Below are 26,913 nucleotides of genomic sequence, written 5' to 3'. Positions count from 1 at the left end.
GTTATTAGAACTAGTTTACATCGCGAAGACCGCAAAATGACGGGGTCAGCGGAAGCAACATCGTTAGTTGGGCTAGGATTGGTTGGGTATGTCCTAAAAGGGACGGTTATTTTTTCATTCGACGTGGAGGAGAGCATCCGACGTGGCTCAGCAATCGATCATCGACACCGTGGTTAACCTGTGTAAACGACGTGGACTGGTGTACCCCTGTGGTGAGATCTACGGCGGTACCCGCTCTGCGTGGGACTACGGCCCGCTGGGTGTGGAGCTGAAGGAAAACATCAAGCGCCAGTGGTGGCGTTCTATGGTTACTTCCCGCCCAGATGTTGTGGGTGTTGATACTTCTGTCATCCTTCCTCGCCAGGTGTGGGTAACTTCCGGCCACGTTGAGGTCTTCACTGACCCACTGGTTGAGTCTTTGAACACCCACAAGCGTTACCGTGCGGACCACCTGCTGGAGCAGTACGAAGAGAAGCATGGTCACCCACCTGTAAACGGCTTGGCTGACATCAACGATCCAGAGACCGGCCAGCCAGGTAACTGGACTGAGCCTAAGGCGTTCTCTGGTCTTCTGAAGACTTTCTTGGGACCTGTGGACGACGAAGAGGGTCTGCACTACCTGCGCCCTGAAACTGCTCAGGGTATCTTCGTGAACTTCAAGAACGTGATGAACACTTCACGTATGAAGCCACCTTTCGGTATCGCGAACATCGGTAAGTCTTTCCGTAACGAGATCACCCCAGGTAACTTCATTTTCCGTACTCGTGAGTTCGAGCAGATGGAGATGGAGTTCTTCGTCAAGCCTGGTGAGGACGAAGAGTGGCACCAGCACTGGATTGATACTCGCCTGCAGTGGTACATCAACCTGGGCATTAAGCCTGAGAACCTGCGTCTGTACGAGCACCCTCAGGAGAAGCTGTCTCACTACTCCAAGCGCACTGTTGATATTGAGTACGCATTCAACTTTGCTAACACCAAGTGGGGCGAGTTGGAGGGGATCGCGAACCGTACTGATTACGATCTTCGCGTGCACTCTGAGGGCTCTGGTGAGGACCTGTCATTCTTCGATCAGGAGACCAATGAGCGTTGGATTCCTTTCGTAATCGAGCCTGCTGCAGGTCTTGGTCGCGCAATGATGATGTTCCTGATGGATGCTTATCACGAGGACGAAGCACCAAACTCAAAGGGTGGCGTCGATAAGCGTGTTGTTCTGAAGCTTGACCGTCGCCTTGCGCCGGTTAAGGTTGCGGTCTTGCCGCTGTCAAAGAAGGACACTTTGACGCCTTTGGCGGAAAAGCTCGCAGCAGAGCTGCGTGAATTCTGGAACGTTGATTACGACACTTCAGGTGCGATTGGTCGCCGTTACCGTCGTCAGGACGAGATCGGTACTCCATTCTGCGTCACCGTTGACTTTGATTCTCTCGAGGACAACGCTGTGACCGTGCGTGAGCGCGACACCATGGAGCAGGTTCGTGTTCCACTTGATGAGCTGCAGGGTTACTTGGCTCAGCGCCTCATCGGCTGCTAAACGGCAACCAATAGAGCGATAATTCGCTAAGGCGAATGTAATCGCAGCAACATATAGCACCGGCTTAACAGGCCGGTGCTATTCTGTTCGCATGACTTCGAAGGATCTGATTGTGACCTCCTATACGTCTTGGGGCAAGCGTTTCAAGAATGACGGGAAGCTTTTTATTAACCTACTTCGCAGCACCACTGATAGTGCTGATGAAAAGGTTTTAGCCACTTTCGGTGAAGTTCCCAGCAAATCATTTGAAACCACCGCAACGGTTGATGAGCAGCAGTGGGAACTGTCCTTCAGTATTGATGGAACGGCAACTGCCAAGCTTCCTGATGGTCGTGTGTTCAGCGCGAATGCAGGTGAGAAGACCTTTACCAAGTCCAAGCGGATTGAAATCGACATGGACGGCACCGCGATGGCTGCTGTTAATGAAGATAAAAACAATTGGATTATCGACGATTCTGAAGAGAATAAAGTCGCTCAGTTTACCGGTATGAACAACGGTGTGCGTCGCGCGATTGTGGAGTTTGAGCCTGACGTAGAAGTCACCCAGGAGCAGGAAATTTTCTTGTCGTGGGTTGCTCGGAAAACTCTGGAATCCCGCATGTTGGGCTCCAGTTGGGGACTGACTCTGTTTTTGATCATTTTGACGCCAATCATTATTTTCCTCACTTTCAGCTAAAAGGACCATGCAATGGTAGACGCTCAGCGCCCCAAAGCAGGCATCTTCGGTAGCCACACAGAAGAAACATGGGTGTGGCTCGGTAATGAACTTTTCGACGAGTCCGGCGAGGTCATCGCCGACGTTCGCTCCGACGTCCTCTACGTGGATCGCGAACGACTACTCATCGAATCCACCCCCGGCACCATGCGTTTTCGTTGCCGCGCAACACTGTCCGGGGGTGAGGTCTATACGATGACTCAGAATTCTTTCACTGTGGGGGATCTCACTGCGGTGTGCGGGCGCCGGACGTATTCACTAAAAAGGGTGTCGCCGTGGCGTAAAGAACGCCTGATCACCAACAATGGGGTGGAAGTGGCGCGGCTTCGCCCGATGACCAGCGGTAAAGTCGAATTCATTGTGGGCACCGCGGGCAGCGAGGCGTTGCCGTTCGTCGACGCAGTATTTTTGAGCTGGGCGTGCGTCCTGGTGGATTCGGCCGTGCGCCGGCCGAAAATTTAAAAGCTTTTTGCTTATCGACGCACCCCTCCACCTGTTTTTTGTAGCCGGGGGATCATTTCCTTTGAAGGATCCAATCTCCGCACTTAGTTTCCTTCGGTGTGAAAGAAATCGTTCCGTAAAGACCTCTATCTCATCTGTAGAAGTGGAGGATTAGGGTCGTGGACTCGCTTTCGGCACTAATTTGAGCCAAGTCAGCTAGGCCACGTTCGTTTCGAACCAAAACTGCTTATGCCGACCCCGCGTTTGGCCTTAAATGAACACTTTCCGGCGCCGATACTGCAATATCAAACCAAGATCCCCATTCCCCAACCGGCGTTTGGCCTCAAAATGCAGCCCCCTCCAACTTCGGCCGTAAACTCCCATTGGGAGGCCCAGAAAGTGCCCTCTCAGAATCGCGTTTAAGAGCCTCCCACCCACTAACCGACGCAAATACCCGTTCCACGATCCCAACCGCTTAAACCGCCGTGTAATGACTTTGCTCATTTTGTGTTGTGGAAGATCACATTGGCGCCCTGACCAGGATGTTTGGGCTGGTGAATCATAGGTTTTCCGCACTAAGTTGCCCTCGGTGTGAAGGAAAGAGTTCCGTAAAGACCTCTATCTCATTTAAAGAAGTGGAGGATTAGGGTCGTTGACTCGCCTTCGGCACTAATTTGAGCCAAGTTCAAGTTTGCTGCCATCCCAGGTGACCGAAAATGTCCTATGCGAGGTCTCTTCGGTCACTTGGTTTTGCTCGTTTCAGGCTAGAAGCGGCCTCCGCGGAACCCTCCTCCGCCACCGCCACCACCGCTGAAGCCGCCACCGCCTCCACCAAAGCCTCCGCCTCCACCGAAACCGCCACCGCGGCCGCTGTTGAGAATCGAGTTGATCACCATGCCGGTGACAATCGCACCGGTGGTTCCGCCACCGGAATTGTGGCGATTGTTGTAGGTGGTGATGTCGTTTTGTGCTGACTTGCTGGCGCGTTGGGCTGCGACTGCTGCTTGACGTCCGTAATCAATTCCTGCACGGGTGTCGCGGGTGCGGTTTTGTTGTGCCATGGCGTACAGCTTTTGTGCGTTGGCCAGGTGGGTGCGGGCTTCGGATTTTACGATGCGACCGCGGGTGGAGATGAGGTCTTCGGCCTTTTGGATTTGGCTTCTTGCAGATTGCAGCTGTTGGTCGAATACGCGTAGCTGGCGGGCTTGATCAGCTGCGGTGGCGCGAAGTGTGTCAAGTTGAGTGTCGAGGGCGGAGTCGACATCGACAAGTTCTGTGTAGGTTCCGAGCGGATCCTTTTCGGCGTCTGCTGATGCGGTGATTAGTGCTGCGCTGGCTGCGCGGACAGCATCGTCGAGGGAGGCCCAGTCGGCACGGGCACCGTCGGCTCCTGCGCTTTGTTTGAGTTGGCCGGCTTCGTTGATTTCGTCTGAGATTTCTTGGATCAGATCGGCAACGTTTGCTTTGGCTGTGGAGATGTTTTCATCGGCATGCTCGACGCCCGCGAGGAGTTTGTCTGCGGTAGTGATGGCGTGCTCGATGTGACGGATCGCGTCGATAAGCCCGCCCTGCTCGCCTGCGGGCATGGACTCTATCTCGTACGCCTGTGGCAGGACTTCTTCTGCTTCGTCGAGCGAAGCGCTGGCGAGGTCGACGTTGTCGTCGATGCTTTCAAGGACCTCTGCTGAGTAGCGAGTGCGCAGGCCAGCGAGTGTTTCTTGGGCCTTGGGGAGGCGGGTGCGCAGGTCGACGGATTTTTGGGTGAGAGCATCCAATTTGCTGCCCGCGTTGATCAGCAGGTTGCGCATATCGGCAAAGTTTTGGGCTTCGGCGTCGAGGGCATCGTCGGCTTGGCCACAGGATGAAATGATTTCTACCAGCATGGATTGACGTTCGGCTTCGGATTCTGGGATAGAATCGTTGAGGCGCTGCTGAATCTCAAAGGCTTTTTGCAGGGTGCCGGTGGAGTGGTTCATGGCGCGGTTGAAGCTGCGGGTGCGCTCTGGTCCGAACTCGGAGGTAGCGATAGCGAGCTCTTCTTTTCCGCGACGGATGGAGTCATCAGTGGAGGTGAGCTCTTCTTGGGCAAGGTGTTCGAGAGTTTCCATGGGAAGCTGCATGAGGCGGTTGGTATCGCGCGGGTCGATTTCGCGTGCATCTTCCAAGGTTGCAGCACTTGTTTTCTTCTTGCGGCTGCGGGAATAGGCCCAAATTCCGCCACCAGCGGCCACTGTGCCAACGCCCGCAGCAGCCAACCAAGCGCCGGAAAAATCGGAAGAGCTGGACGAGCCCGAAGAGCTGGAAGAACTAGAACCAACTGATTCTGCCAGCGCTAGTGCAGAGCCTGCCCAATCTTCTTGGGAAAGTGCCTGGAAAGCAGCGTTGTTGGCGGCGTCGAGTTCAGCGTCGGTCCATTGAGTACCACCTTGGATGCCGTACTGCCGTTCCTCGGGAGCGAGTGCATAAATCAAGACGTTTCCGCCGCCGTTGGCTTGGAGTGCTTGCTGCGTCCACGTTTCAGGGTCAACTCCGTCGAAAGAGCTTAGGAAAACAACGAAAATAACCTTTTGTTCAGATGCCTTTACATCATCGATGGCAGCCTGAATGTTGGTGATATCGGACGAGGAAATCTGGCCGGTGTAGTCAGTGACATTGTCTTGGTAAAATTCTGGTGATTCAGCCAAGACATATGTTTCTGTGGCTTCTGCAGTGTGAGCAGTAAAAAATGGTCCACTGATAAGGAGCGCGCCAGCTCCAATTGCCACAGTGACCGATACACGGCGGACGTTTTCCCGAAGATGCACCAAACTAAAGTTCATGGTCCCCACCTTAGACGAGTCCAGCTGGCACACTAGTTAACGTGAGAAGATTTTTAGCCAAGAGTTTACTCTTAACCGCAGTAGTGCAGCCAGCCCTGAGGGTGGTGGCGTATTCGATGCTCAGAACGCCTAATAATCGGCACAAAATTGATTCAATTTTGGTGTTGGGCACAGCTCAATATGATGGAGTTCCATCGAGGCAGTTTGCTGCTCGTTTGAGGCATGCCGCGAAGCTGTGGCGTCTTCATGAAATCCAGCATGTATATACTGTCGGCGGAAAACTTCCTGGCGATCGTTTCACCGAAGCAGAAGTCGCGCGGGAGTATTTGATCAAAGAGGGCGTGGATCCGGATCTGATTTTTGTCTCTGCAGTTGGCAATGACACTGTCTCCTCCTATGAGGCGCTTGATCCGGAAAAGCTTGGTCGGGTGCTGATTGTTACTGATCCGAACCATTCGTATCGGGCGGTGCGCATCGCGCGACGCATGGGCTTTGACGCGAAACCTTCCCCGACAACCTATAGTCCCGCGAAGTTTCCGTCGATAGTTTATTTTCTGACCTTGTCCCATGAGTGGGGCGGGGTAGTAGTACAGGACGTGTCGCGGCTCTTGGGTGAACGGGTGGCCGATAAGGTGGAAGCATCTTTGCGCGCAATCCAAGGTCTGCTGCGCCCTTCGCGGCGTGCACGCCATGAGCAACTTCGGAGGCTGAAAAAGTAGATGTACCCCTATTCCGACGCAGACGCTTTTCGACGCCAGCCTGAGCGCGCCAAGTCCAGCCAACTGCGTACCAGCGCCGTAGACACCCGCAGCGCGTTCGCCCGCGACCGGGCTCGCGTGCTGCATTCTGCTGCTCTTCGACGCCTCGCGGATAAAACCCAAGTGGTTGGCCCCAATGATGGTGATACTCCGCGCACCCGGCTGACGCACTCTTTGGAAGTAGCTCAAATTGCACGGGGAATCGGAGCTGGACTGGATTTGGATCCTGATCTGTGCGATCTGGCAGGGCTGTGCCATGACATTGGGCATCCGCCGTATGGACACAACGGTGAAAACGCGTTGAATGAAGTTGCTGCGGCCTGTGGAGGATTTGAGGGCAACGCCCAAACCTTGCGTATTCTCACGCGTCTGGAGCCAAAAATTGTCTCTGATGAGGGGGAGAGCTTTGGGCTGAACTTGTCGCGGGCTGCTCTTGATGCTGCATGTAAGTATCCGTGGGCTAAAACAAATGCGGATGGCAGTGTCAATAAGAAATACAGTGCTTATGACGAGGACGCAGAAATCCTCGCTTGGATTAGACAAGGCCATGAGGATCTTCGCCCACCGATCGAAGCGCAGGTCATGGACTTTTCTGATGACATTGCCTACTCGGTGCACGATGTGGAAGACGGTATTGTATCCGGGCGTATCGACTTAAAAGTGCTGTGGGACCTGGTTGAATTAGCAGCTTTGGCAGACAAAGGAGCAGCTGCTTTCGGAGGTTCGCCTGCAGAGCTCATCGAGGGTGCAGCATCGTTGCGGGAACTTCCGGTGGTGGCTGCCGCTGCGGATTTTGATTTCTCACTGCGTTCCTACGCTGCGCTGAAGGCGATGACTTCAGAACTAGTGGGAAGATACGTTGGCTCTACCATCGAGTCAACAAAGAAAACACACGCTGGCATTGATGTGGGACGCATGCACGGCGATTTGATCATTCCAGAAACAGCGGCCAGTGAAGTAAAACTGCTCAAAACGTTAGCGGTTCTCTACGTGATGGATGACCCAGGGCACCTTGCGCGCCAAAACAGGCAACGGGATCGTATCTTCCGGGTTTTTGACTACCTGGTGCTGGGGGCTCCGGGATCGTTGGATCCGATGTATCGCCAGTGGTTTATTGAAGCGGATTCAGAATCGGAACAGATCCGTGTGATTGTTGATCAGATTGCGTCGATGACGGAGTCTCGTCTGGAACGCCTTGCCCGGAATGCTGCTGACATCTCAGGATTTTTGGGATAATTGGTTAGAGCAGCAGTAAGTTTCAGTGAGGCTAATAAAATGTTCTGGCTTAAACCTGTGTCGTGTCAGATGGGGGTGAAGTAGTGGCCTTAAGGCTAGCGAACATGAATTCGTGCTCGGGGACTAAACAGGGATCAAATCACGCTGCCCAAAAATTTCGCCTTTAAGGTTTGTGGGTGTCTGAGTCGTTTACCGCTGTAAAGTATCAGCACGTTATGCACCCTGGTGTGATCGGGCGTTCGTTCTGGGTCGAAACCCCAAAAGTCACAATTCCCCAGAAGCGGGTCAAACCCATTTAGCTTATTGCTTACATATCGAGGGTTTAGAAAAGTGATTTGTCGGATCAGTCGGTTTCTGCCAAGTAAATAAAATTTTATAAATTTTGTGGGTCTCAAATCTTCGGCCACGGTTTCCGATTTGAACCGGAGGTTCGAAAGGCTTATGTAGAAAAGATCCTGCATCGTCTCACGAGCCCCTCATTGCCTGACACGGTCAATCGTGTGGGACGTACCAATCCGTGAGATTTCTGCCAACGAGCGATTCATTGGCCCCGCTGCAGAGCTGGCAGAACACGGACATAACCCAAATAATCTGAGGTCTGCCGTTTGCAGCAGCATTAGCGTTTGATGTGGAAGGTGATGCAGAGGCTGTTGATCTGCAAGCGCGTCTTTCCCAAGCACGGGGGAACCCTGAAGCATCGGATGCTCTAGTTTCTGAGCTGACTGGTGTCACTGCTAATCATCCGTTGGTCAGTGCTTGTCTGAAGTTTCCGCTCAATCCTAAGCTTCTCAAGATTTCGTAAAAAAGCTGCCAACTACCGTAAAATCGCACTACTAGAGGAGTGCGTTTTTCGTTCCTGAACACATTGCGTGCTGCAACTTAATTATGGTCCTCCCAGCTCAGTGTGCTGTGTGGATTGTTTATTCTCGTCCATTAAGTGATCGAGAAAAAGTTGTTGTAAAGTCATGCGCATGTGTGGAATTGTTGGATATATTGGCCAAGCGGGCGACTCCCGTGATTACTTTGCTCTAGATGTAGTTGTTGAAGGACTACGTCGCCTGGAATACCGCGGATATGACTCCGCAGGTATTGCTATTCACGCCAATGGTGAGATTAGCTACCGAAAGAAGGCCGGAAAGGTTGCTGCACTAGATGCAGAAATCGCTAAAGCACCTCTTCCAGATTCTATTTTGGGAATTGGACACACCCGTTGGGCAACTCATGGTGGCCCAACCGATGTCAACGCTCACCCCCACGTTGTTTCCAATGGCAAGCTTGCCGTAGTACACAACGGCATCATCGAAAACTTTGCGGAACTGCGCTCTGAGCTTTCCGCTAAGGGCTACAACTTTGTATCCGATACCGATACCGAAGTTGCTGCTTCTTTGCTTGCTGAAATTTACAATACTCAGGCAAACGGTGACCTCACCCTTGCTATGCAGCTGACCGGTCAGCGCCTTGAGGGTGCTTTCACCCTGCTAGCTATTCATGCTGATCACGATGACCGCATCGTTGCAGCTCGTCGTAACTCTCCTTTGGTTATCGGCGTCGGCGAGGGCGAGAACTTCCTCGGATCTGACGTTTCTGGCTTTATTGATTACACCCGCAAGGCTGTAGAGCTGGCTAATGACCAGGTTGTTACCATCACCGCTGATGATTACGCCATCACCAACTTTGATGGATCAGAAGCAGTTGGCAAGCCTTTCGACGTGGAGTGGGACGCTGCAGCTGCTGAAAAGGGTGGCTTCGGTTCCTTCATGGAGAAGGAAATCCACGATCAGCCAGCAGCTGTTCGCGATACCCTGATGGGCCGTCTTGATGAAGATGGCAAGCTCGTTCTTGATGAGCTGCGCATCGATGAAGCTATTCTGCGTAGTGTCGACAAGATCGTCATTGTTGCTTGTGGTACTGCAGCTTATGCAGGCCAGGTTGCTCGTTACGCCATTGAGCACTGGTGCCGCATCCCAACCGAGGTGGAGCTGGCTCACGAGTTCCGTTACCGCGACCCAATCCTCAACGAGAAGACCCTTGTTGTGGCATTGTCCCAGTCCGGCGAGACCATGGATACCCTCATGGCTGTTCGCCACGCACGTGAGCAGGGTGCCAAGGTTGTTGCTATTTGTAACACTGTTGGATCCACTCTTCCACGTGAAGCAGATGCGTCCCTGTACACCTACGCTGGCCCTGAGATCGCTGTGGCGTCCACCAAGGCGTTCTTGGCTCAGATCACTGCTTCTTACTTGCTTGGCCTGTACTTGGCTCAGCTGCGCGGCAACAAGTTCGCTGATGAGGTTTCTTCCATTCTGGACAGCCTGCGTGAGATGCCTGAGAAGATTCAGCAGGTCATCGATGCAGAAGAGCAGATCAAGAAGCTTGGCCAAGATATGGCAGATGCTAAGTCTGTGCTGTTCCTGGGCCGCCACGTTGGTTTCCCAGTTGCGCTTGAGGGTGCGTTGAAGCTCAAGGAGATCGCATACCTGCACGCTGAAGGTTTCGCTGCAGGCGAGCTCAAGCACGGCCCAATTGCTTTGGTTGAGGAAGGCCAGCCGATCTTCGTTATCGTGCCTTCACCTCGTGGTCGCGATTCCCTGCACTCCAAGGTTGTCTCCAACATTCAGGAGATCCGTGCACGTGGCGCTGTCACCATCGTGATTGCAGAGGAAGGCGATGAGGCTGTCAACGATTACGCCAACTTCATCATCCGCATTCCTCAGGCCCCAACCCTGATGCAGCCTCTGCTGTCCACCGTGCCTCTGCAGATCTTTGCGTGCGCTGTGGCAACCGCAAAGGGCTACAACGTGGATCAGCCTCGTAACCTGGCAAAGTCTGTCACCGTCGAATAAAAAGATTTCGCTTCTCGACGCCAAGTGCCGCCCCAAGGGGCGGCACTTGTGGTGTTTTTAGCGACGGTTGAAGCGCAGATCAACGCCTAGATCATCGCAGACTTCTTCAATCCGTTCTGTTTCCTCTGCCGGTACAAGCCAGTGACCTTTGACGGTGATTGTGTCCAGTCCAGTTTCCCGGATCAGATCGACCATGCCGTCCAGATTGGTTGGCGCTGGTCGTTCCACACCCCAGGCAGCGGCACCGAGGAGATCAAAGAACTCCTGTCGAGTGCTAAACGATCCCTGCAAGACGATATTCATTTAGTTCTCCGCATCGGTGATGGCACAGAAAGTTTCATAGTGATCTGAGGTGTAGTACCACACCTCTGGATCAGTTGGGTTTGATCCACCGGTGACAATGCGCAGTGGACCGCGGTGGCTAAGTCCTGGGGTTTCCACGGTGTATTCGCGGTAGTAGTTGCTGGACTCTTTCGGTAGTACGCCTTCGTAGTTTCCAAAGCGCACGCCGTCATTGTCTGGGTAATCAAAAGGACCACCGGCGAGGATATCGTCGACCACCTCATCAGCTTCTTGTGGCAGCTCACTCATGGAGCAGCTGTCACCGTCTAAGTCGCTGTTGCTGGAGATGGACTCAGATGTTGGAGTGTTAGAGCTAGTAATAGTGGTAGTAGTTGCTGAGCTTGATGCTTGGCTGGTGGCTTCACCTGAAGTGGACAGATCAATTCCAAACCATGCAGCAGCGAGGACAACGATGACTCCGAGCACTCCGCCGAGGGTCTTCTTGCTGTTTTGCATACAACCAATATAGGCACACTAAAGGGACGGGCTAAAGTGATGGTCATGGCAAAGGGACGTATTCCGGAAAGTGACATTCAGGCAATCCGCGAGCGCACCCCGATCGAGGAGATCGTGGGTGATTATGTGCAGCTGAAATCGGCAGGTGCTGATTCGCTCAAGGGGCTTTCTCCCTTTAAAGATGAAAAAACACCATCGTTCCATGTGCGCCCCAACCGTGGTTACTACCACTGTTTCTCCACCGGCAAAGGTGGAGATGTGTTCTCCTTCCTCATGGAGATGGAACACATCTCTTTCCCTGAGGCTGTGGAAGTGTGTGCGGAGAAAATTGGTTATCAGATCAATTACCAAGGTGGTGGCCCGGGGCGCCGTGAGGAACCTGGAACTCGCCAGCGCCTTATTTTGGCTAATAAGGCTGCGCACCAGTTTTATCGCGAGCAATTAGAAACCCCCGAAGCACAACCTGGCAGGGAGTTTTTGCTGCAGCGTGGATTCGGACAGCAGCACATTTATCATTTCGAATGTGGCTATGCGCCTGCCGGCTGGGATACCTTGACCAAGCATTTGCTGAAGAAGGGCTTTGAGTTCAAGGAATTAGAAGCTGCCGGTCTAAGCAAGATGGGTAAGCGCGGTCCGATTGATCAGTTCCAGCGCAGGTTGCTGTGGCCGATCAAGAACCTGTCTGGTGATGTCATTGGTTTTGGCGCCCGCAAGCTTTTCGATGACGACAAAATGGGCAAGTACATGAATACGCCTGAGACGTTGTTGTACAAAAAGTCCAAGGTGCTCTTTGGTCTAGATTCTGCAAAGAAGGCCATTGCAGCTGGCCACCAAGCAGTAGTGGTGGAAGGCTACACCGATGTGATGGCCATGCATGCCGCGGGCATTGATACAGCCGTGGCATCGTGTGGCACTGCGTTTGGTGAAGAACACTTGCAGATGCTTCGTCGACTCATGCTGGATGATAACTACTTCCGCGGTGAACTGATTTACACCTTCGATGGTGATGAGGCCGGCCAGAAGGCCGCCATGCGTGCCTTTGAGGGCGATCAGAAGTTCACAGGACAATCATTTGTGTCTGTGGCACCCAACGGCATGGATCCGTGTGATCTGCGCCTTGAGCGTGGCGATGCGGCGGTGCGTGATCTTGTGGCACGACGCATCCCGATGTTTGAGTTCGTCATCCAATCGATCATCAGCGAATACACCCTCGACACCGTGGAAGGCCGTCTGGCTGCGCTTCGTCGGGCAGTCCCCATCGTGGCGGATATTCGCGATAAGACGCTGCAGTCTGAATACGCCCGCCTGCTGTCTGGTTGGGTCGGCTGGTCTGATCCTTCAGAGGTGCTGCGTCAGGTTCACGAGGAAGCACGTCGCCCCAAGCGCGATAAGAAGCCTGTGCGTGCAAAGCGTTTCGATCAACCGCTCGAGGATCAAAGCCTGCGACCCACCATGGCGCTGCCTAATCCGCGGAACCCTGTGCTGTGGCAGGAACGGGAATCACTCAAGATCGCCCTGCAATATCCGGAGCTCGCGGGATCGTACTTTGATGGACTGCCAACCGATAGCTTCACCAACCCTGCCTACCGCATGGTACGCGATGCCATTTCGGCTGCTGGGGGATGTGAACGTGCCCTCGATGGCACTGATTGGTTGCCTGCCGTATCGGAAAATATGACTGATATTTTGGGCACGTCGTTGGTGTCAGAGCTGGCGATGGAACCCATCGAGGTGGAAGCGCAAGACCTGGAATCATATACCGATGGTGTGTTGTCCAGGCTGCAGGAAACACGAGTGGGCAACCAGATCGCCATCTTGAAAGGACAGCTGCAAAGAATGCGTCCGTCTGAAGATGAGCAAGCCTACAACTCGCTGTTTTCCGATCTGGTTGCCCTGGAACAGGCGCGCCGGGAGCTGTTGGCCCGGGCGTTTAGAGGGTAATTTAGTCCTGGTCTTGCTCGAGGACTTCATGCCCGTCCGCAGTCCGCAGGTTTTTTACTTCCTTCATGCGGGGCTGCGGATCCAGCTTGTTGGCAATGGCTTTGCGGGCGGCGTTTACTGCAGATTTGGTGGCAGGGGAGTTAATCGCTGCCTCATATCCCTTTTTGATCTGGTGGTAACGCTTGCGGCCGGCCTTTGTGCCAAGCACGTAGCCTGCTGCAGCGCCTATCACTAACTGGATCATGTGTGGATAACTCTCCCTAAATATAAAACTTGTACCAAGAATGACACCTTAGACTCTACCTGTTTCGCGCTTCTTCGAAATTTATGGCACGGGCAGCGCTGATCAGACCAATGTGGGAAAAGGCCTGAGGGTAGTTTCCAGCGAGCCTGCCATGGTGGGTGGAGTATTCCTCAGCCAGTAGGCCAAGTGGGCTTTGGACGGCAAGGATGCGGTTCATCTTTTCTTTGGCCTCGTCGAGGCGGTTGGAGCTTGCGTATTGTTCTACCAGCCAGAATGAACAGATGAGGAAGGGGTATTCGTCGCCGGCAAGGCCGTCAGACCCGTCGGTGTGGTACCTGTGAAGAAAGCCGTGGGCGTCGAGAAGCTCTTGCTCAATGCGCGCTACGGTGCTGAGCATTTTTGGATCGTCGAAGCCGATGAAGCCTATTTGGGCGAGCTGAAGCAGCGAGGCGTCGACTTGGGTGTTGTCGTAGCACTGGGTGAAGGATTGGATCTCTTCGTTGAAGCCGTTGGTCATGATTTCTTCGCGGAGTTTGGCGCGGAGTTCACGCCAGCGCTCGATGGGGCCGTCGAGGTTGAATTCTTCGATGGCTTTGATGCCGCGGTCGAAGCCGGCCCACATCATGGCGCGGCCGTGGGTGAAATATTGCGGTTCGGAGCGCATTTCCCAGATGCCTTGATCCTTGCGGTCGAAGTTGGCTTCTTGGAAATCGAGGATGGCTTTTTGCATGCCCCAGGAGAATTCGTCCTCGAGGCACCCGGCGCGGCGGATGGTTTCAAGCGCGACCATTACTTCGCCGACGACATCTGCTTGGTATTGTTCGGCGGCTCCATTGCCAACGCGAACAGGCACGGAGTTTTCGTATCCGCGCAGGTGTTGGAGTTCGCGTTCAGGGAGGTGTCGTTCGCCGCCGAGGCCATACATGATGCGGAGGTTTTCCGGGTCGCCTGCGATGGCGCGCAGCAGCCAGGTGCGCCATTGGAGGGCTGCTTGGGAGAATCCGTATTCCACGAGGGCTTCAATGGTGAGTGCGGAGTCGCGCAGCCACACGTAGCGGTAGTCCCAGTTACGGATGCCTCCGAAATCCTCTGGTAGTGAGGTGGTCGGTGCGGCCACGATGCCACCGGTTTGTAGATCGGTCAAGGCGCGCAGTACGAGCATGGAGCGGCGGACTTCAGCGTCGTAGAGGCGCTGGTGGGGGAGCTCTTCAACCCATGATGCCCAGAAGCTCAAGGTGCTCTCCAAAGAGCGGGTGTAATCCGGCATGGGGGGATGCGGTTCGAACGACGGTGCCCAGGTGAGAACCCATTCCACGGATTCGCCGGCCGTCAGGTGGAAGGTGCCACTGTGACAATCCTTTGCAGGGCGGTGTGGCATCTCAGGTCCACGAACATATACCGCATTGGGGCCGGCGACAGCCTGCACGATGCTGATGCCGTCGACAGTGCTGGTGCGGAAATACGGAGTGGACTCGCCATAATCAAAACGCAGGCGCAGGATCGATTCCACATCCACTTCGCCTTCCACGCAGTGCACAGAGCGCACCAGGTCGGTGATATCGGGTTGTTCTTGACCGTGAATTGGCATGAAATCAACAACCCGGGCAGTACCGGTCTCTGAACGCCACACGGTCTGCACCACGAAGGAATCGCCGAGGTAGTTTTGGCTGATCACCTCACCACCTGGGACACGCAAACTCCAGTGTCCGTGCTCGCGATCACCAAGCAGCCTGGTGAACATGGCTTGGGAATCAAAACGAGGCAGGCACAACCAGTCCAAACTGCCCATGTTGGACAGCAGAGCGCCGGTGTGAGTGTCTGACAGTAGCGCGTAATCCTCAAGAAGTGTGTCCAGAGGGATATCAGTCTGTGTGGAAGCTCCTGGAATGGTCATGCGCCCAGAGTAGAGGATTTCAGGCCAGGTGACTCCAATAAAGTGAGCTATCTTGGAAAAAAAATTGCTTTTCGACGCGCCCCTCCACAACAAAACCCGCCGTTTTAAGAAAAACGGCGGGCTGTGTGTATTGCTCCTCCAACTGGGCTCGAACCAGTGACCCTTCGATTAACAGTCGAATGCTCTGCCAACTGAGCTATGGAGGAATAAGTATTGGAAAGAAATTACTTCCTTGCAACGAGTACTCATCATAGCTAGGAGAGTGGAAGTTACAAAATTGGGGTTCGTTAACTGTATGGAACATGCAAAAAACCCACTGTTAAAAAACAGTGGGTTTCAATTTGCTCCTCCAACTGGGCTCGAACCAGTGACCCTTCGATTAACAGTCGAATGCTCTGCCAACTGAGCTATGGAGGAATAAGCATTGCTTGGAATCTGGTTCCTTGCAACGAGAATTAACTATATCTTCAAGGTCTTAAAACCTACAAATCAGCAGCTCAAGTAGTGAATCCGACGCCTGGTTTCCACTCAAGTGCAATTGCCGGAGCAACTTCTGAGTCCGGAAGGGAGAGATCGGCGACGCGGTGCCAGACCATGTGCGCGCCATCTTGGGTGAGATTCACCGTGGCGTAGCCGTGGGCGTCAAGATCAACGTGGCGCACATGCGAACTGTTGGCTCGGATTACTTGTTCCGCTTGCAGGGAGACCGGATTGTCCTCAGGGAGTTTGGCGAAGTCGTTGACATTAGCTGAGGTGATGGAGCTGCATACTGCCTCGACACCGATTTCTCGACCATTAAACCGGATGGCGTTTGCCCATTCGGAGTGGATATCGCCAGATAGAAAAAGCGTTGGAGTGGCGAAATCGGCAAGTACAGCTAGGAGTCGGTCGCGCTCACGGGAGTAGCCGTCCCACTGATCCAAATTGGCGGGAATAGGTTCAGGGATCTGGAAAAGAGGCTGCCCGGTAATTGCCATGGGGGCAAACATCACTGAGCTGCCGATGATATTCCACGTCGTGGTGGTGTGTTCCACGTTGGATTTCAGCCACTCAAACTGCTGCGACCCCATCATGGTGTCCGCACGTTGACCCTCCAGCCACTGTTGCTGGGAGGGTGCTGGATCTCTGAAACTTCGAAGATCAAGAAGTGACAGCGTGGCGAGGTCACCAAAAGTGAAGGAACGATAGAGCGTGTCCTCCTGGCGGATCGGCATCCACTCCAAAAAGACCTGCCGAGCAGCATTTTGACGATCCACCCACGAACCCTCATCAGCGGAATGATTCTGCGCGCCCTCACGATTAGAGTTGTTGGCCGACTCATGGTCATCCCACATGACAATCCACGGCAACGCCGCATGCGCTGCCTGCAAGTGATTGTCACTGCGGTAATGGCCATAACGAGTGCGGTAGTGCTCCAACGTGATGGTTTCATGAAGAGGCTGATGCGGGCGCACCACACCGTCCTTTCCGGCGAACATACCGGTGGCGTACTCGTAGATGTAATCACCCAAAAAAATCAACATCTCCAATTCGCCGGCGTCAGCGCGCCGGGCGATGTCGCCGTAGGCGGCAAAAAATCCTGCCTCCCAATTGGCACACGACGCAAGGGCAAAGCGAAGGTGCGGGAGGGGAGCGTCGACAAGCGATGTTGTTTGCGTGCGCCCCACAGGGGAGACCTCGCCGGTGGAGGAGATGAAGCGGTAGAAATAGCGGGTGGATGGGCTCAAACCCGTGGCGTGCGCGTGGACGGTGTGATCGCTTGCTGCGGAGGTGATTACGGTTCCCGAGCGCGTGATGCTGGCGAAATCAGGAGTGGGGGAGACTTCCCAGGTGACAGGAGAGTCGGGGCCAAGGCCACTTCCAGGTGTGGCGTCGGGAATTGGGGTCAGCCGAGTCCACAAAATGGCAGAGGTTGCGGTGGGGTCCCCGGAAGCCACGCCATGCTGGAATTGGCGTTCTTCAGCGCGTGCAGGTGTGCCCGCAAAAGTGGCTAGACCTGCAGTAACGGCGGTTGTCTGCAAGAACTGGCGTCTGCTTAACTGTGGCATGAGGCTCCTCAAAATAGCGCCGAGTATGCATTAAATAATGCGCCACATTGGCACACCTCGCAGCGAAAGCGGAAAATTGAAGAGGGCTTAATTCAAATTAGAAAGTGGACCTAGTTATACTGATTCTCGTTGCATGAACGTGCAGCGGTAGGGGCTATAGCTCAGTCGGTTAGAGCCGTGGACTCATAATCCATTGGTCCCGGGTTCGAGCCCCGGTGGCCCCACCAATATTGAATGTTTTACCCCCGGTCGTCTGGCCGGGGGTTTACGTTCACCACTAGATACCGTCCCTCGATTCATTATCGTCTGGCTCAATGATGTTTCGCAGCACTTCTAGAGAGATCAATGCCCCTGCTTCGATGGGATCATCCTCAGCGACTTCCCGAATCTCGAATGTGATTCCTTCGTTCTGCCATTTGGTCAGCAGTGCCAGCAACAGTTGTGCGCGTTCGTCGTACCAGGCGTTTGAGAACATCTCCTCGATCACGACGGGAAGTCCCGCAACGATGCGCGACCTGATCTCAGACAGGCCGTAACCGGTGAGGGCTTTAATATCTCTCAGGATGGAAGTCGCAGTAGCTGTGCGGTTCAGGATGACGACGGTGCACGGTGAATCGCTCATGCGCTCACTCCAGCAGTGAGGTCGATCAACGTCATGTGGCTACTCCTTCTTCCCAAATTTACGAAGTATCGCTACTCCTGAGGTGCGAAATTTCTTGGATCTCAATGTAGTCGCAATACGGCTTTTATTCGTCAGGCAGTTCTGCGAATAGTATTCGTGCACATTGGATTCACACCCGTAGTAGTTTTTGGGGGAATGAGCATCCAAGGGTTTTCCGCAGGTGACTATTCTGCATGTTTTGAACCGCGCATCGATGCGTGGGTTGATATTCGCGGTCCGCGGAAGCCCGAGTGGTTGGCGGAAAATATCGATAATCCGCTGAGACACTGGGGCGATAATCCTCATATCCCGGTGTCTGCTGCGAAAAAGGCTGGAAATATTTACAAAGAGACCCTTCGAACCATGAGAGCCTCAACAAAGACCCCAGACCAGGATCCCTTAAAAGAAACCCTGCGCAGCTTCATCGCAAGCATCAACCAGCTCGCCGCAAAGAAGAATTTCATTGATGCCGGGGTGCGCGAAGATATCGTTGTTGCGCTGGAAAAACTATGCGAAGCAGCAGAAGCTAGCCCAGAAGAAATTCAGCAGGCGATCGTGATGGGAGAAGAATTCATCGAGGACTAACGCTCCAACACGTCTACCTTCCAGCCTTCTTGAGGTGGAGTTCCATGGGTAAGAATGTAACCGATGACATTGAGTGCATCGGGGATTGTGACGGTGTCGACATCGTCGTATTCATCTTCTTGGCCATTGTCCAGGAGGAAGCCACCCCTTGAACCCTTGCCAGCTTGGGGGTCGATGGCATGTCCTGATGTGCCTTTGGGTTCAATGAGAGTGATCTTCATACGCTCTCGATTGGTCACCACCTGCAGTTTCAACCCGGTAGCAGTTTCCAATTGAGTGCTCAATGGACCTGTGGCCAATCGGTTGATAAATAAGGTCTGGATTTCCGCTGCAGTCAGGATCTTCTTTTTAGAACCTGAAAGCCACCAACCCGATACGAGAATATCTGCAGCATCACCCGTATCGACAGGTATGGAAATTGCAGGAAAATGACGCGCGAAACGCTCTTTAAGGCCCGTGGATTTCTCCAACGCTGATCGTGCTTTGCCGCGGCTGATGGAATCGTCGCGGGTATCAGGGAAACGGGCGTAAGCAATTCCCACCAATGCAGTTTCCTCGGTGCGTTATAGTGTCGAGTAGGGCCAAAAACCAACAATATCCTGGTAGCCAAGAATAAGATCGTGCTTATGACTGACATCGGTGATGTCGATCAAATAGTCTGGGAATTCATCCATTTCCACGATGACTCGATAAATCCATTCTTTGAGTTCATCAAGAGTGATTGCATCAACGATGAGGCAATCGAACGCAAAACCCAGATCCTCGGAATCATCTTGGGTAACGAGCCATGCGGGAGTGTTATTCACGCCCGCCAGAATACAATAAAGCCCATGAGCCATACGGTCTCTTTTGGCGACGGCTGGATCCAAGTCCTTGAGGATGCTGCAGAAACCGTGTCGATCACCGACACGTTGGATGCCCTCCGATTTTCTCCCGAGCAAGCGGAATGGGCTGCAGAATTCGGACCACTACTGTGCGGCCCAGCGAACCAACCGCCGGCGTATCTCACGGCTTTAGACGGGCACACAAAGCTACCGCTTAGCCCGCAGCTGACGGAGTTCTATAGCTACGCCCGATCCTGGACAAACAGTGAGGCCTTGGGAAACGTCATTGATCCCGATGACTACCTCGATCATCTCACCGACCCTCGCCTTCATTTGCAGGATCTTCTGGATAATGAGTTTGAACGGGTGGGGGTGCTCGTCGATAAGCAAAATCGCCCGCTCGACCCTGCCCGGTGCGCGCTGTTCTCGCTCGACGCACTTGCACGCGCGCCCTACAACCGCGCCTACTTCGTCTTCGCCGCGCCCGAGCCTGAGATCTGGGCGTTTGAGAACGAGCACGTCCACGCGCCGGACTTGCGCGCCTATTTACAAGCACGCTTATCGACGTAATTACACTCGGTGGAAACCGTCGCGGAAAAATGGAGGATCCTCGCCATGAACCAAGCAAACCTGCCTGCCGAAATCGCGGACCTCTCCGATGAAACCGCACTGTGGGAAATCATCAACGAATACAACTGGGACGACGGCTTCGCGGTTCCCCTTGCAGTAGTCCGACACCCCAAATGCGACCGAGCGCTAGCCCTTCGCCTGTTTTGGGACATCGATGAAACCGCCCAAATCCACCACTCCGACGAAGAATCAGCGATCGCCGAGTTGTACGCCAGCACCGCAGAAAACGACCCAGCAGAATTCGACAGAATCATGGACTACTGCACCACACTGGTCGAAGGGCTCCGCAAGCAGACCTATCCTCGGGGCGCCAACCGTTTCGACACGGGATTTTTCAACCTCGAGGACCCTTCTTTGACCGACCGTCAGCGCAAAATCCGCGCCGGGAAAACCAAATTTGCGCTCAAGAATTTCGAGGAAGCTTTCCTCCAACCAGAGCTATAAAAAAGGTTGTAGAAGAAATTTCTTAACATACATCGTTGTGTTGCCAGGGGTTTAACAGATTAGTTGCTAAGGTCTGTCTCCATGCAGAGTTTTAAGACGCTTGAATCTTGGCCTGTCGACAATGTTTCGGCCAGTGTCATCTCCGACGGCGCCGTGCACTTTTACGGCGACGTCGATCGTGTTTTTGAACTCATGAGTGTGACAAAACTCCTGGCCACCTACGGTTTCCTTGTTGCCATCGAAGAAGGTGTTTTTGAGCTCGATTCACCGATGGGTCCTGAAGGATCCACAGTGAGGCATCTGCTCTCACATGCTTCCGGCGTGGCATTCGATAAGCCGGTAGCGGAAAAGGGAGTGGGGGAGCGCCGCATTTACTCCTCTGCTGGCATGGACATCTTGGCGGATGCTGTTGCCGCTGAAGCTGAAATGCCGTTTGCAGAGTATCTCCGCGAGGCTGTGTTCGAGCCTTTGGGAATGGAGAACTCTGAACTATGGGGTTCTGCGGGCCACGAGGCGCGCAGCACAGTGGCTGATCTGACCAAGTTCGGCCAAGAGCTCACCGCACCAACTCTGATCTCACCAGAAACCCTTGCAGAGGCTTTCCAGGTGCAATTCCCGGAACTGATTGGCACCGTCCCCGGTTATGGCATGCAGAAGCCGTGTCCGTGGGGATTGGGCTTTGAAATTAAGGGACAGAAGTCGCCGCACTGGACAGGTGACTTGATGCCGGAGAACACTGCTGGACACTTTGGACAGTCGGGAACATTCTTTTGGACTGTTCCAGGCTCAGGTCAAGTCGGGGTTGTTTTGACTGACCGAAATTTCGGTCCTTGGGCTAAACCGTTGTGGACTGCCTTCAATGACGAAGTCTGGGCCGAGTTAAATTCATAAACTTTTGCCGTAATTACGGTGCTTAATTATGGCCAGTGTTACAGATGTTACTTCTGTGACGTGGGAAAATGTCCGAAATGTTATGAAGTTTAAACCTTAACTTTAGCTTTAGTAAATGGGGGATAAAGCTTAAGTTGAGGGTTGCCGGGGTCCACTTACTCAACCACAATCGCCTGTGTAGTCATTCAAGGGATTTTGAAGCGAGCTCGAGGCCGTTGGGGAAGACGAACCTCGTCTTACTTCCTTTAGTAACTGCACATATCTACTTGTATATGTGTGCGGGAATTGAAGGCAGTTAAGTGTTGCCGAAGGAAACCGAACATGACGAACAATGCATTAACCGTGCCAACCCGGACCCGTCATCAGGCGGATTTGCTCACGGCAGACTTCTGGGAAGACATGGGGTTGCCCCAACTGAAAACTACCATCGAAGAATCCATCGACGATGTAGCCCTCCCAATGCATACCGCTGTTCTAGAAATCAGCGGAATGCCAAAGGAACTGCGTCAGACCGTGGAATCCGCAATGGTTGTGTGTATTCCGAGTCCTTCGGAGCTGTCCGGCTCCAACAGGGACCCGCTCACCGCACGATGGTTCACTGCATGGCGCCGTGACCCATTCGAACTTGGCCTCACTGAGTGTCGAGAGGTGATCACCGGAACTCCACGCGAACTCGACAAACTTCGAGGAGTGCTGGAATCTCTGGCTGATGAATACCGTTTTGAAGTTGAGCTGCGAATCGTTGACTAGAAAGCCAGTGATTCTTTAGCTCGGCGGGGTGTAAATAGACCAGCCCGTGGGGCCTCTCTAGAGGAAGAGGGAGGCCCCACGGGTTTTTGGCGCACTTTGTGGGGTGGTTTGTGACGTGTTGATTACCGTCGGACTCTTGGTCGAACAATTATGCGAAAATTCACCACAGATTGCTGGCGAGACAGTGTTTGTGGTGGGTTTTTGCAAGTTTGGGTCTAGTTAGTGCAAAAATATGTTCGATTTGACGGTCTGGCCACACAATTGTGGTGAGTTCTTGATCAGCAAGCTCGCAGGAATCTCATCTGTCCCACTGGTCACAAAGCCGAGGTCTCTCAGAATCGGTTTTAAGAGCCTCAACGGGCGTCCTCCATACCAAAAGCCTATTTGGGGATCTCAACCTCTTAAATCGCCTTTTACCTCGGGGCCCCGCCCCAAAAATAGTCAGTGCCCATTTATGCCATACGCGAACGCAACCAAGGACCAAACTAGGTGACCGAGGAACCCAAAATTAAGGCGACGCTGGTCACCCGGTTTGGTTCATGAGACACCCAGTAGGACTCAGGCGAACGGCTTCGTCTCGTAGCGCTGCAGCAACTCATATCCATCGCGGCCGTGAACTACTGGGACTCCTTGGCCCCCGTTGGTCGTGATGGTGGACAGTGACGCAGTTGTTCCGTGGGAGAGCACATGTTCGCCGGGGGAGAGCTCACGGATTGCAACGCCTGCGATGCGGTTGGGGTGTTCTTCGACTGCTTCGCCGTAGATGAGGGGATCGTGTTGGCCATCGTCGCCGACGAGGATCCATTTCATGTCGGGGTATTCGATAAACAGGTTGCGCAGTTGGACTTTCTTGTGCTCTTGACCTGAGCGGAATAGTCCTGTGGGGGTTGGTCCCCAGTCGGTGAGCAGCATGGGGCCGTCGGGGAGTGCGTGTTTGTTGATGAACTCTTGGAGGGTTTCAAAGGTGTTCCATGCGCCGGTGGAGAGGTAGAACACGGGTGCGTCGGGGTGGTCTTTGAGGAGTTCTTCGTAGAAGCGGTTCATTCCGGGGACTGGTTTGCGGGTGTTGGTGTGCAAAACCCACGAGTTCCATGCGGCGAGGAGTGCTCGGGGAAGCCAGGTGACCATGATGGTGTCGTCGATGTCGGAGATGAGTCCGATTCGGGCGGTGTTTTCCACGATGAGGACGCGGGCTTCGGCGGGGGTGGAACCTTCGGCTTGGATCTGGATGGTGTGCCAGCCGGGGTCAAGGTTGTGGTCTTCCACCAGGAGGTCAACGTAGCCGTTGTCGTTGGTGGATGAGGTAACTGTTTTCCCACCAACGGTGACAGTTACTGGCAGGTTGGGCACTTGGATGGTGAAGAACTGGCGCCAACCGCGCTGTGCTTGTTGGGTAATTGATTGGGAGGGGGCGTCGACAAGCAAATTTTCGGGGTTGGACATGAGCACGCGCGCAAGGACGCGCACTCGACGCCCGGAGCCGTACCCGGAAAATCCGGTGACTTCGGGCTTCCAGCCATTTTTGATGGACCAGTTGAGGGTCGCTGCGTTGGTGCGGTTTTCGACGCTGCGCACAATGTCTGCAAATGCCATGACCTACAGAATACTAGTCAGTGAACTGCTGCTCATCTGGTACGTGAAATGCACCGTCACCGAAAGGATCGTCCCAGCAATCGGCAAGATCGGCGATGGAATTGATCACGTGAGTTGGGCGGAAGGGGTAGCGGCGGATCTCGGCGTCGTCGGAAATTCCGCTTCGAACCAGCACGGTGCTCAGGCCGGCTTCCAAACCAGATTTCACGTCGGTGTCCATGCGGTCGCCGATCATGACAGTGTGCTCGGAATGCGCCCCGATGGTGTTCAGCGCACTGCGCATCATCACAGGGTTTGGCTTGCCGATGTAATAAGGCTCAGCGCCAGTAGCTGCGGTAATAAGTGCGGCGACAGAGCCAGTAGCAGGCAAAATGCCACTTGGTGAAGGTCCAGTGACATCCGGGTTGGTGCAAATAAAGCGAGCGCCACCCAAAATCAGATTTATCGCAGTAGTGATTGCCTCGAAGGAATATGTGCGGGTTTCGCCCAGGACAACAAACTCAGGATTTGCATCCGTCAAAATCCAACCCGCGGTATGCAACGCAGTGGTCAGACCGGACTCGCCAACAACATAGGCTGTGCCCTCCTTGACCTGGGATTTCAGGAAGTGAGCAGTGGCGGTTGCAGAAGTCCAAATACGCTCCGGCGGGATATCCAAACCGGAAGTCTTAAGACGTGCAGAAAGATCCCTCGGGGTGAAAATGGAGTTGTTGGTCAAAACCATAAACTCCACATTGTTATCGGTGAGAGACTGAAGAAAACGATCTGCACCCGGAATTATCTCGCCCTCTTTGATGAGGACGCCGTCCATGTCGGTCAGATATGAAATGTTCACTGTCATAACACCATTGTCCCTGTTTTGGGCGAAATTTTCCCGCTAATCAGCCTTATTGGTGTTAATAAAGTCAATCAAATCCTGCACGGTGGTCAAATCCTTGGCATCGGCGTCCTCAATGCGAACACCAAATGCGTCCTCCGCATTGACAATCAACTCGATGTAATTGAGTGAGCTCACTGCCAAATCCTCAGTAAAACGAGATTCCGGAGTGACGTCTTCGGCTGAAATTCCGCCAACATCCTGCAAAATCTTGGCCACGCTCGCGAAAACGTTGGGGCCTTCTGCGCCAGTCTTTACAGCGTTTTCTGAAGCGGCTTTGTCGTTGAAATCCATGATCCCAAACTACCTCAAAGCGCTTGTAGGCTAAGACTTATGGATACACAACGCGGCTCATTGCGGGGAAAAGCTCATAAAGCAAGGCTAAAGATGACGCCAAATGGTCGCAGGCAACTCCTCCTGGAGCGTGGCGCAGCATTTAGCAAAAACCGTACCCCGGGTCTAAAACACGTCGACCGCCACACCATCGTGGACTCCGACGGCCTCAGCATCCACACGTACATGGTTGGCCATGCCGAAAATGCCACGGCAACGGTCGTGTTCATCCACGGCTTCACCCTCGCCGCCGAAGTGTATTACATGCAGGTCGACTACCTACAAACCTTTTACCCAAATATTAAAAGCGTGCTTATCGACGCCCGCGGCCACGGCGCCACCGGCCAGATCCGCCCAGAGCTCTGCACCATCGAAGGAACAGCGAACGATGTTCTCGCAGCCATCCACGAACACGCACCGACCGGCCCGCTCATTTTGGTTGGGCATTCCCTCGGCGGACTCACGGCACTTAACCTGGTTAAACGGGCAGATCACTCACTTCGGAAGAGGATCGTCGGCATGGTTCTAGTCGCCACATCGATCGAATCATTATCCACCCAAGGTCTACCACAAGTCCTGGCATCACCCCTTGCCGACAACATCAAAAACGCCGTCGAAGCAGCCCCCAACGATGCCCAAAAATTCCGCCAATACGCCACCACATTTCTAGCCCCCACCCTGGCCACCGCAGTCTTCCAACGAGACACAAACGATGAAGTCATCGATTTCCACGCCGCCATGATCCACGAAACCCCCTTGGATACCTTCGTCGGTTTCTTCGACGACCTCCAAGAACACGACGAACTCGATGCCGCACCAGCATTGGAAGGCCTCAAAGGCTACGTCCTTGCCGGCGAATTAGATGATGTCACCCCAATTAGCCAAGCCGACCGCATCTGCGAAGTCTGGCCCGGCGCACGCCTTCAAATCGCAGAAGGAGCAGGTCATATGCTTCCGCTTGAAGCGCCAGGAATCCTCAATAATGCGATCGGCAACATTTTGGACGGGCTGGGCTGAGGAACCTGGTTCGGGCGTGGCCCGAGGCTACTCAAACATTTTCTGCCAGAACCCAAAAGGCTCATGAGGATGCTTGGTGAAAACCTTCAACCCTGATGCGCGTGCAACACCAGTGATGAACACTCGGGGAGCACCGGGGAGAGGATTGGTTGTTTGAACCTTGAAATCCGACCAGTTCTTGGAAGCCATCTGCACTTCCACATACACACCCGGTGGAACAATCAGCGTCATAGAACCCATGGTCATGTTGACATCAAAGGTAATGACAGGAGCAGCCGCGGTGGCATGGCGGATATCTAAGAAAAGGTCAGCACCGTTGAGCTTGTATGCCGAATATGCAGGAACGAGCCATTCACCGGACTTTTGGATGGAGCCCATCGTGGAGGTTTCTGGTTCCGGCATGTGCCCTGCACCTGGTTGTGGCAGATGGCCACCCACTGGAATTCCACCTTGTGGGCCAGGCTGATATTGATTTGGACGCGTTGGTGGCTGGTGCATCGGTGGTTGCTGCTGGCCAGGGCCGGGATCGGGGTAATAGCCGGGCTGATTATGCGGAGGCTGCTGCGGTGGATATTGAGGTGATTGGCCGTAGCCGGGTTGTCCATAATGCTGTGGCGGCTGCTGGGGCCGCTGCTGCGAAACCTGCGGCCCTCCCAGGAAGCGGGCACGGATCCTCATCAACTCGCCTAGATCATCAGTAGACCAAACGGTATCAACCACGTCTTGGTAAGTATCTAGATCGAGTCGCCCCTGGCCAACGAGCCGGGTGAGTTCTGATTGAAGATATTCGCGGTCAGAGTCACTGGGTTTATTTGAGGAAACGTTCATGGTGTTCCCCACTCTAGTCTTTGGAGGTTTGTTAGGGGAGAGGATCCCTCTTTAATGATCGATTAAGGAAACCGCGGTGTCTAGGGCCTCTAAAAGATTGAATTGGTGCACCCGCTATCCACCCATTTTGTCCATGTCCTGCGGGATATCCAGGGGGAATTGCGCATATGACTGGTAGAACAAGTAGTTTAAATCATGAGACATTTCACATATGG

General features: G+C 53.8%; 27 protein-coding genes, 3 tRNA genes and 1 pseudogene. 15 read left to right on the top strand and 16 right to left on the bottom strand.

Going from position 1 to position 26,913, the window contains the following annotated elements:
• Window positions 1–142: 142 nt before the first annotated feature.
• The 3 genes from CGL_RS11295 to CGL_RS11285 all read left to right on the top strand — a co-directional run bounded on the left by CGL_RS11295 (window position 143) and on the right by CGL_RS11285 (window position 2,705).
• Window positions 143–1,528, top strand: coding sequence for a glycine--tRNA ligase (locus CGL_RS11295; RefSeq protein WP_003857047.1), 1,386 nt, complete (start codon window positions 143–145; stop codon window positions 1,526–1,528).
• A 91-nt stretch (window positions 1,529–1,619) separates the two neighbouring features.
• Window positions 1,620–2,204, top strand: a complete 585-nt coding sequence (locus CGL_RS11290; protein WP_011015006.1) for a hypothetical protein — start codon at window positions 1,620–1,622, stop codon at window positions 2,202–2,204.
• A gap of 12 nt (window positions 2,205–2,216) precedes the next feature.
• A complete protein-coding gene (locus CGL_RS11285; protein WP_011015005.1) occupies window positions 2,217–2,705 on the top strand; it encodes a hypothetical protein in 489 nt (162 codons plus the stop codon).
• A 743-nt stretch (window positions 2,706–3,448) separates the two neighbouring features.
• On the opposite strand, the gene CGL_RS11280 is transcribed toward CGL_RS11285, so the two are convergent.
• On the bottom strand, window positions 3,449–5,503 hold the full coding sequence (locus tag CGL_RS11280; protein ID WP_011015004.1) for a TPM domain-containing protein: 2,055 nt from the start codon (window positions 5,501–5,503) through the stop codon (window positions 3,449–3,451).
• Window positions 5,504–5,619: 116 nt separating this feature from the next.
• Between CGL_RS11280 and CGL_RS11275 the strand changes: the two genes are divergently transcribed.
• The 3 genes from CGL_RS11275 to glmS all read left to right on the top strand — a co-directional run bounded on the left by CGL_RS11275 (window position 5,620) and on the right by glmS (window position 10,340).
• Entirely contained in the window at window positions 5,620–6,222 is a 603-nt protein-coding gene (locus CGL_RS11275) for a YdcF family protein (RefSeq protein ID WP_011265918.1), read from the top strand.
• The gene (locus tag CGL_RS11270; RefSeq protein ID WP_011015002.1) at window positions 6,223–7,497 is read left to right on the top strand and encodes a deoxyguanosinetriphosphate triphosphohydrolase; all 1,275 of its coding nucleotides are present in this window, start codon (window positions 6,223–6,225) and stop codon (window positions 7,495–7,497) included.
• A gap of 971 nt (window positions 7,498–8,468) precedes the next feature.
• Window positions 8,469–10,340: a glutamine--fructose-6-phosphate transaminase (isomerizing) gene (gene glmS / locus CGL_RS11260; RefSeq protein WP_011015000.1), complete on the top strand. Its 1,872-nt coding sequence runs from the start codon at window positions 8,469–8,471 to the stop codon at window positions 10,338–10,340.
• 57 nt (window positions 10,341–10,397) lie between these two features.
• Here the strand turns inward: glmS and CGL_RS11255 are convergent, their stop codons facing one another.
• Window positions 10,398–10,643, bottom strand: a complete 246-nt coding sequence (locus CGL_RS11255) for a hypothetical protein (RefSeq protein ID WP_003857033.1) — start codon at window positions 10,641–10,643, stop codon at window positions 10,398–10,400.
• Window positions 10,644–11,138, bottom strand: coding sequence for a ribonuclease (locus CGL_RS11250; protein ID WP_003859561.1), 495 nt, complete (start codon window positions 11,136–11,138; stop codon window positions 10,644–10,646).
• A 39-nt stretch (window positions 11,139–11,177) separates the two neighbouring features.
• Here CGL_RS11250 and dnaG point away from each other — a divergent pair, with 39 nt between their 5' ends.
• Complete coding sequence (gene dnaG / locus CGL_RS11245; protein WP_003857029.1) at window positions 11,178–13,079, top strand: DNA primase; 1,902 nt, start codon at window positions 11,178–11,180, stop codon at window positions 13,077–13,079.
• 1 nt (window position 13,080) lies between these two features.
• On the opposite strand, the gene CGL_RS11240 is transcribed toward dnaG, so the two are convergent.
• The 5 genes from CGL_RS11240 to CGL_RS11220 all read right to left on the bottom strand — a co-directional run bounded on the left by CGL_RS11240 (window position 13,081) and on the right by CGL_RS11220 (window position 17,265).
• Complete coding sequence (locus tag CGL_RS11240) at window positions 13,081–13,323, bottom strand: hypothetical protein (RefSeq protein ID WP_011014998.1); 243 nt, start codon at window positions 13,321–13,323, stop codon at window positions 13,081–13,083.
• 55 nt (window positions 13,324–13,378) lie between these two features.
• Window positions 13,379–15,217 carry a glycoside hydrolase family 15 protein gene (locus tag CGL_RS11235; RefSeq protein ID WP_011014997.1) on the bottom strand — a complete coding sequence of 613 codons (1,839 nt, stop codon included), beginning with the start codon at window positions 15,215–15,217 and terminating at the stop codon, window positions 13,379–13,381.
• Between the two features lie 133 nt (window positions 15,218–15,350).
• Window positions 15,351–15,423, bottom strand: a tRNA-Asn gene (locus tag CGL_RS11230).
• A 138-nt stretch (window positions 15,424–15,561) separates the two neighbouring features.
• Window positions 15,562–15,634: transfer RNA gene (locus CGL_RS11225), tRNA-Asn, on the bottom strand.
• Between the two features lie 80 nt (window positions 15,635–15,714).
• Window positions 15,715–17,265, bottom strand: coding sequence for an alkaline phosphatase D family protein (locus tag CGL_RS11220; protein ID WP_011014996.1), 1,551 nt, complete (start codon window positions 17,263–17,265; stop codon window positions 15,715–15,717).
• Between the two features lie 150 nt (window positions 17,266–17,415).
• Between CGL_RS11220 and CGL_RS11215 the strand changes: the two genes are divergently transcribed.
• Window positions 17,416–17,492 (top strand) — tRNA-Ile (locus CGL_RS11215).
• A 50-nt stretch (window positions 17,493–17,542) separates the two neighbouring features.
• Here CGL_RS11215 and CGL_RS11210 read toward each other — a convergent pair.
• The gene (locus tag CGL_RS11210) at window positions 17,543–17,887 is read right to left on the bottom strand and encodes a hypothetical protein (RefSeq protein WP_011014995.1); all 345 of its coding nucleotides are present in this window, start codon (window positions 17,885–17,887) and stop codon (window positions 17,543–17,545) included.
• A gap of 195 nt (window positions 17,888–18,082) precedes the next feature.
• On the opposite strand from CGL_RS11210, the gene CGL_RS11205 reads away from it, so the two are divergent.
• Entirely contained in the window at window positions 18,083–18,511 is a 429-nt protein-coding gene (locus CGL_RS11205) for a hypothetical protein (protein WP_011014994.1), read from the top strand.
• Here CGL_RS11205 and CGL_RS11200 read toward each other — a convergent pair.
• Both CGL_RS11200 and CGL_RS11195 read right to left on the bottom strand, forming a co-directional pair.
• Entirely contained in the window at window positions 18,508–19,053 is a 546-nt protein-coding gene (locus CGL_RS11200; protein ID WP_011014993.1) for a hypothetical protein, read from the bottom strand. The two genes, CGL_RS11205 and CGL_RS11200, sit on opposite strands and share 4 nt — an antisense overlap.
• A gap of 21 nt (window positions 19,054–19,074) precedes the next feature.
• Window positions 19,075–19,317 carry a hypothetical protein gene (locus tag CGL_RS11195; protein WP_011014992.1) on the bottom strand — a complete coding sequence of 81 codons (243 nt, stop codon included), beginning with the start codon at window positions 19,315–19,317 and terminating at the stop codon, window positions 19,075–19,077.
• A 24-nt stretch (window positions 19,318–19,341) separates the two neighbouring features.
• Here CGL_RS11195 and CGL_RS11190 point away from each other — a divergent pair, with 24 nt between their 5' ends.
• From CGL_RS11190 to CGL_RS11175, 4 genes are all read left to right on the top strand, one after another.
• Window positions 19,342–19,905 (top strand): hypothetical protein, encoded by a 564-nt coding sequence (locus CGL_RS11190; RefSeq protein WP_011014991.1) that lies wholly within the window; start codon window positions 19,342–19,344, stop codon window positions 19,903–19,905.
• A 45-nt stretch (window positions 19,906–19,950) separates the two neighbouring features.
• Window positions 19,951–20,409, top strand: coding sequence for a DUF4274 domain-containing protein (locus CGL_RS11185; protein WP_011014990.1), 459 nt, complete (start codon window positions 19,951–19,953; stop codon window positions 20,407–20,409).
• Between the two features lie 81 nt (window positions 20,410–20,490).
• Window positions 20,491–21,300, top strand: coding sequence for a serine hydrolase domain-containing protein (locus tag CGL_RS11180; RefSeq protein WP_003857011.1), 810 nt, complete (start codon window positions 20,491–20,493; stop codon window positions 21,298–21,300).
• A 321-nt stretch (window positions 21,301–21,621) separates the two neighbouring features.
• Window positions 21,622–22,050, top strand: a complete 429-nt coding sequence (locus tag CGL_RS11175) for a hypothetical protein (protein ID WP_003857008.1) — start codon at window positions 21,622–21,624, stop codon at window positions 22,048–22,050.
• Between the two features lie 558 nt (window positions 22,051–22,608).
• On the opposite strand, the gene CGL_RS11170 is transcribed toward CGL_RS11175, so the two are convergent.
• From CGL_RS11170 to CGL_RS11160, 3 genes are read right to left on the bottom strand one after another with little or no spacing between them, the layout of a single operon-like run.
• Complete coding sequence (locus CGL_RS11170) at window positions 22,609–23,643, bottom strand: App1 family protein (protein ID WP_011014988.1); 1,035 nt, start codon at window positions 23,641–23,643, stop codon at window positions 22,609–22,611.
• Between the two features lie 13 nt (window positions 23,644–23,656).
• On the bottom strand, window positions 23,657–24,484 hold the full coding sequence (locus CGL_RS11165) for an HAD-IIA family hydrolase (protein ID WP_003859582.1): 828 nt from the start codon (window positions 24,482–24,484) through the stop codon (window positions 23,657–23,659).
• 36 nt (window positions 24,485–24,520) lie between these two features.
• Window positions 24,521–24,814 carry an acyl carrier protein gene (locus CGL_RS11160; protein ID WP_003859586.1) on the bottom strand — a complete coding sequence of 98 codons (294 nt, stop codon included), beginning with the start codon at window positions 24,812–24,814 and terminating at the stop codon, window positions 24,521–24,523.
• Window positions 24,815–24,907: 93 nt separating this feature from the next.
• On the opposite strand from CGL_RS11160, the gene CGL_RS11155 reads away from it, so the two are divergent.
• Entirely contained in the window at window positions 24,908–25,870 is a 963-nt protein-coding gene (locus CGL_RS11155) for an alpha/beta fold hydrolase (protein ID WP_011265913.1), read from the top strand.
• A 27-nt stretch (window positions 25,871–25,897) separates the two neighbouring features.
• On the opposite strand, the gene CGL_RS15720 is transcribed toward CGL_RS11155, so the two are convergent.
• Window positions 25,898–26,272, bottom strand: a complete 375-nt coding sequence (locus tag CGL_RS15720) for a hypothetical protein (protein WP_003856997.1) — start codon at window positions 26,270–26,272, stop codon at window positions 25,898–25,900.
• Between the two features lie 17 nt (window positions 26,273–26,289).
• Between CGL_RS15720 and CGL_RS15715 the strand changes: the two genes are divergently transcribed.
• The gene (locus CGL_RS15715; RefSeq protein ID WP_011014986.1) at window positions 26,290–26,571 is read left to right on the top strand and encodes a hypothetical protein; all 282 of its coding nucleotides are present in this window, start codon (window positions 26,290–26,292) and stop codon (window positions 26,569–26,571) included.
• A 28-nt stretch (window positions 26,572–26,599) separates the two neighbouring features.
• On the opposite strand, the pseudogene CGL_RS15710 reads toward CGL_RS15715, so the two are convergent.
• Window positions 26,600–26,698: pseudogene (locus CGL_RS15710) on the bottom strand (DUF1707 domain-containing protein); the annotation flags it as partial.
• Window positions 26,699–26,913: the final 215 nt, after the last annotated feature.

The organism is Corynebacterium glutamicum ATCC 13032, assembly GCF_000011325.1.
GTDB classification, from domain to species: Bacteria; Actinomycetota; Actinomycetes; order Mycobacteriales; family Mycobacteriaceae; genus Corynebacterium; species Corynebacterium glutamicum.
The sequence above is the reverse complement of the archived record's forward strand: the minus strand, read 5'-3'. Positions and strand labels throughout refer to the sequence as shown.

Bases quoted from the DNA above. Each gene is read 5' to 3' on its own strand.
- CGL_RS11290 (WP_011015006.1), top strand. From the start codon at position 1,620: ATGACTTCGAAGGATCTGATTGTGACCTCCTATACGTCTTGGGGCAAG.
- CGL_RS11285 (WP_011015005.1), top strand. From the start codon at position 2,217: ATGGTAGACGCTCAGCGCCCCAAAGCAGGCATCTTCGGTAGCCACACA.
- CGL_RS11280 (WP_011015004.1), bottom strand. From the start codon at position 5,503: ATGAACTTTAGTTTGGTGCATCTTCGGGAAAACGTCCGCCGTGTATCG.
- CGL_RS11275 (WP_011265918.1), top strand. From the start codon at position 5,620: ATGCTCAGAACGCCTAATAATCGGCACAAAATTGATTCAATTTTGGTG.
- CGL_RS11270 (WP_011015002.1), top strand. From the start codon at position 6,223: ATGTACCCCTATTCCGACGCAGACGCTTTTCGACGCCAGCCTGAGCGC.
- glmS (WP_011015000.1), top strand. From the start codon at position 8,469: ATGTGTGGAATTGTTGGATATATTGGCCAAGCGGGCGACTCCCGTGAT.
- CGL_RS11255 (WP_003857033.1), bottom strand. From the start codon at position 10,643: ATGAATATCGTCTTGCAGGGATCGTTTAGCACTCGACAGGAGTTCTTT.
- CGL_RS11250 (WP_003859561.1), bottom strand. From the start codon at position 11,138: ATGCAAAACAGCAAGAAGACCCTCGGCGGAGTGCTCGGAGTCATCGTT.
- dnaG (WP_003857029.1), top strand. From the start codon at position 11,178: ATGGTCATGGCAAAGGGACGTATTCCGGAAAGTGACATTCAGGCAATC.
- CGL_RS11240 (WP_011014998.1), bottom strand. From the start codon at position 13,323: ATGATCCAGTTAGTGATAGGCGCTGCAGCAGGCTACGTGCTTGGCACA.
- CGL_RS11235 (WP_011014997.1), bottom strand. From the start codon at position 15,217: ATGACCATTCCAGGAGCTTCCACACAGACTGATATCCCTCTGGACACA.
- CGL_RS11220 (WP_011014996.1), bottom strand. From the start codon at position 17,265: ATGCCACAGTTAAGCAGACGCCAGTTCTTGCAGACAACCGCCGTTACT.
- CGL_RS11210 (WP_011014995.1), bottom strand. From the start codon at position 17,887: ATGAGCGATTCACCGTGCACCGTCGTCATCCTGAACCGCACAGCTACT.
- CGL_RS11205 (WP_011014994.1), top strand. From the start codon at position 18,083: ATGAGCATCCAAGGGTTTTCCGCAGGTGACTATTCTGCATGTTTTGAA.
- CGL_RS11190 (WP_011014991.1), top strand. From the start codon at position 19,342: ATGAGCCATACGGTCTCTTTTGGCGACGGCTGGATCCAAGTCCTTGAG.
- CGL_RS11185 (WP_011014990.1), top strand. From the start codon at position 19,951: ATGAACCAAGCAAACCTGCCTGCCGAAATCGCGGACCTCTCCGATGAA.
- CGL_RS11180 (WP_003857011.1), top strand. From the start codon at position 20,491: ATGCAGAGTTTTAAGACGCTTGAATCTTGGCCTGTCGACAATGTTTCG.
- CGL_RS11175 (WP_003857008.1), top strand. From the start codon at position 21,622: ATGACGAACAATGCATTAACCGTGCCAACCCGGACCCGTCATCAGGCG.
- CGL_RS11170 (WP_011014988.1), bottom strand. From the start codon at position 23,643: ATGGCATTTGCAGACATTGTGCGCAGCGTCGAAAACCGCACCAACGCA.
- CGL_RS11165 (WP_003859582.1), bottom strand. From the start codon at position 24,484: ATGACAGTGAACATTTCATATCTGACCGACATGGACGGCGTCCTCATC.
- CGL_RS11160 (WP_003859586.1), bottom strand. From the start codon at position 24,814: ATGGATTTCAACGACAAAGCCGCTTCAGAAAACGCTGTAAAGACTGGC.
- CGL_RS11155 (WP_011265913.1), top strand. From the start codon at position 24,908: ATGACGCCAAATGGTCGCAGGCAACTCCTCCTGGAGCGTGGCGCAGCA.
- CGL_RS15720 (WP_003856997.1), bottom strand. From the start codon at position 26,272: ATGCCGGAACCAGAAACCTCCACGATGGGCTCCATCCAAAAGTCCGGT.